The organism is Martelella sp. HB161492 (genome assembly GCF_013184775.1).
Lineage (GTDB): Bacteria > Pseudomonadota > Alphaproteobacteria > Rhizobiales > Rhizobiaceae > Martelella.
Window position 1 is genome coordinate 1 of sequence record NZ_JAATVV010000031.1, and the last position, 4,230, is coordinate 4,230.

The following is a 4,230-nucleotide window of genomic DNA, read 5'->3' on the forward strand; positions in this document are numbered from 1 at the left end:
ACCATCAGCAGCCGGACGGTGGTTTCCGGAGAATCCGTTATCTATGTCGAGGATGGAGCGACGCTGACCTATGAAAATTCGTCGACCTCAAGCCAGGGCGGTGTATTTAGCGTCTCCAGCGGGGATAGCCTGTATATCGGCAGTGCTGATGCCAGTCTGGATGACGACGGCGCCGCTTCTTCCATCGTGTTTTCCGGTAATTCAGCTCAGGACGGCGGCGCGATCTACAATGCCGGCACGGTAACCATCACTGGCAGCAGTTTTTCCGGCAACAAAGCTAAAAATGGTACCGATGGAGGTGCAATTTACAATGAAGGCGCGCTGACCATCGCCGACAGCAGCTTTTCTGAAAATAAGGCCGCAGCAAACGGCGGAGCGATCTACAATAGCGGAACGCTAACAATTACCAACAGCATCTTTTCCGACAACTCTTCGGGAACTGGCGGTGCCATTTATAATGATAAAGGCACGATTACAATCATCAGTAGCGTTTTTACCGGAAATAAAGACGACGGCGACACTGGCGGCGCGATTGATAACTGGCTCGGCAGCACGCTGACCATCGCGGACAGCAGTTTTTCCGACAATTCTTCCGGAGTGGGGGGAGCGATCTTCAGCTCTCGCGGGACGGTAACAATCACCAATAGCAGCTTTGTCGACAATACGACCACCTTGTATGGCGGCGCTATTTCCAGTTCCGAGAGCACTCTGACCATCACTGGCAGCACTTTTGAAGCCAATACGGCGGTTAGTTCCGGCGGGGCAATCTACGCGGACGTATCAGGCGATATCACCATTGAAGACAGTGATTTCACCGCAAACAAGGCGACCAACGATATCGGTGGCGCGATCTATTATGGCAGCTCCGATACGCTGACGATCACTGGTAGTACTTTTGAAACCAATACGGCAGGCAGTTCCGGCGGGGCAATCTACACGACCGGATCAGGCGGCATCACCATTGAAGACAGTGATTTCACCGCAAACAAGGCGACGAACAATGTCGGCGGGGCGATCTATTATAGCGGATCCGGCGCACTGACGATCACTCGCGGCACGTTTAAAACAAATACGGCAGGCGGTTCCGGCGGCGCGATCTACGCAGCCGGATCAGGCGGCATCACCATCAAAGATAGTGACTTCACCTCAAACAAGGCGACCAACGATATCGGTGGCGCGATCTATTATGGCAGCTCCGATACGCTGACGATCACTGGTAGTACTTTTGAAACCAATACGGCAGGCAGTTCCGGCGGGGCAATCTACGCGACCGGATCAGGCGGTATCACCATTAAAGACAGTGATTTCACCGCAAACAAGGCGACTGACGATATCGGCGGGGCGATCTATTATAGCGGATCTGGCACCCTGACAATCACTGGCGGCACGTTTGAAACCAATACGGCAGGCAGTTCCGGTGGGGCAATCTACGCGACCGGATCAGGCGGCATCACCATTGAAAAGAGTGACTTCACCTCAAACAAGGCGACCGACGATATCGGCGGCGCGATCTTTTACGGCGGATCCGGCACGCTGAAGATCACTGGCAGCAGGTTTGATGGCAATACCGCTACCGTCTCCGGCGGCGCGATCTACAACTCTGGCGGCACGGTAACGATTACCGACAGCAGATTTGATGACAATATTACCAGTTCGGAAGGTGCCGCAATTACAAATAATAGTGGCACGGTGACAATCACTGACAGCAGCTTTGACGGCAATACCGCCTCTTCTTATGGCGGCGCGATTGCAAATGGCAATGGCGGCACGGTAACGATTATCGGCAGCAGCTTTACCGAAAACTCTACCGACCACGGTGGCGCTATTTTCAACATTGGCGGCACGGCAACAATCACTAACAGCAACTTTATCGGAAATATCGCCGGAGACTATGGTGGTGCAATTTTTGCCTATTCGGGAGAGGTCGACCTGAACACGACCAGTGGCAATGTTACGCTGTTTTCCGGCAATACTGCCAATGGCGAAGCCAACTCAATTGCATTTTATACAGAATCCACTTCTGGCACTGAATCCAGCACACTCAACGTTTCGGTTGAAGAGGGCGGCCTGCTGGATATGCGCGATCCGATGAGCGTTGACAGCAATGAAGGGGCGATTGCGATCACCCAGACGGAATCCGGCACCTGGGCTCTGGGCGGTGACAATGACTTCACCCAGTCCGGTTCTGGCTATACGACGTTCGACGTCAATGAAGGCACGCTCTACCTCTATGCCGATGGCGAGGTCAGCAATGCCACCAGTACCGATGCCGCTGCGACCGTCGCTGCTGGTACGATCGAACTGGATGGCGAAGATTCCAGCTTCACGCTTGGCAGCAGTGCCACCATTGTGGCAGCAGGCGACAATGCCATCACCACGGATGGCACGATCACCCTTGCCGATGGCGCCACACTTAGGGGCGGCACGGCGGATGATGCCAGCAATGTTGACGGTGATGCAGCGCTGATTACCACCGGTGGCGAAACCACGCTGACGCTTTCGGTCGATGGCGGCGTGGCGCTCGAAGGCAATCTCAATGTCAAGGCCGTTGCCAGCGAAGACACATTCACCCTCAATGCCGATCTTGTCGATGGCAGCGGTGTTTCCGCCAGCCTGACCAAAACCGGCAGTGGAGCCGTGGTGCTGACCGGCACCAACAGCTATACGGGCGGGACAACGGTTTCGGCCGGCACGCTGCAGATTGCCACTGACGCTGCGCTGGGAGATGCTTCCGGCGGACTGACGCTTGCCGGCGGCACGCTCGCGACGACGGAAAGCTTTGATCTTGGCCGCGCCGTCACCCTGACGGCCACAACTGGCGGCTTTGATGTCGCTGGCAATACGACCCTCGGCCTCACCGGGATCATTTCGGGATCCGGAACGCTCATCAAGACTGGCGATGGCACGCTGACGCTGACCGGCACCAACAACTATACCGGCACGACGACGATTTCGGCGGGGACATTGGCGCTGTCGGGCTCCGGCAGTATCGCGACCTCCAGCAGTGTCGATATCGAAGCCGATGGCACGTTTGATATTTCGGCAACCGATAGCGAAACCTCCGTTACCACATTGTCAGGCTCCGGCGCGGTGACACTGGGCAGTCAGACGCTGACGCTCACCAACGCGGAAGGTGGCTTCTCCGGCGCCATCTCCGGGACGGGCGGCCTCGCCATCAGCACCGGTAGCAGCTATACGCTTTCCGGCACCAGCAGCTATTCCGGCGGGACGGCGCTGTTGTCAGGTACGCTCGTCGTCACCACCGATAGTGCCATTGGCTCCGGCACGCTTGCCATGAGCGAGGGAACCGCCCTTACCCTTGATGGCGACGGGCTTGACATCGCCAATGCCATCACCCTTTCCGGCGACCCGACCTTTACCGTCGCCTCAAGTAATACCGCGACCCTCAGCGGCGTGATCAGCGACGGAACCGAAGCTGGCGATCTCGTCAAGGAAGGCGATGGCACGCTGATCCTGACGGCGGACAACAGCTATACCGGTCCGACCGAAATTGCCGCTGGCACGCTGGAAATCGATGGCTCGATTGCCTCCAGCATTTTGACGGCAGTCGATGATGGCGCAACGCTTTCCGGCACAGGCACGCTCGGCACGACGATTGTCGAAAGCGGCGGAACCTTGTCGCCCGGCAATGCCTCCAGTTCCATTGCAACGCTCACCGTTGATGGCGACCTCACCTTCGAGACTGGTTCGACCTATGCTGTCGATATTGGCGGCAATGGCAGCAGCGATATGGTCACGGCAACCGGCAGTGTCACCATTAATGGCGGCACGGTATCCGTCACCTCGCTTGACGCGCAAACCAGCTATCAGAATGGTGAGACCTATACGCTGCTTTCCGCCGATGGCGGCGTATCAGGGGCGTTCGATGCAACCACCACGACGTCAGCCTTTCTCGCTGTCTCGACCATTTATGATGCCAATAACGCCTATCTGACTATCGCTCTGGTCGATGACGATGTGTTTGAGACCGCGGCGCAGACGCCAAACCAGATGGCCACGGCATCGGCACTGGATTCGCTGGACCAGTCAGGTTCGTCACTGGCGCTTTATAATTCTGTTCTGTTTCTGGATGCAGCATCCGCGCAAACGGCCTTCAATGCGCTTTCCGGCGAGATCTATGCCAGCACCAAGAGCGCTCTGATCGATGAAAGCCATTATGCCCGCGATGCTATCGGCAACCGTCTGCGCTCCGCTGCAGACAGCCAGCCC

At 56.8% G+C, this 4,230-nt stretch carries 1 protein-coding gene; it reads left to right on the top strand.

Translation table 11 applies throughout. The annotated features are described in order from the left end of the window. Nucleotides 1–4,230, top strand: a 4,230-nt coding sequence (locus tag HCK86_RS23780) for a right-handed parallel beta-helix repeat-containing protein (RefSeq protein WP_176086978.1), incomplete at both ends; no start/stop codon positions are given.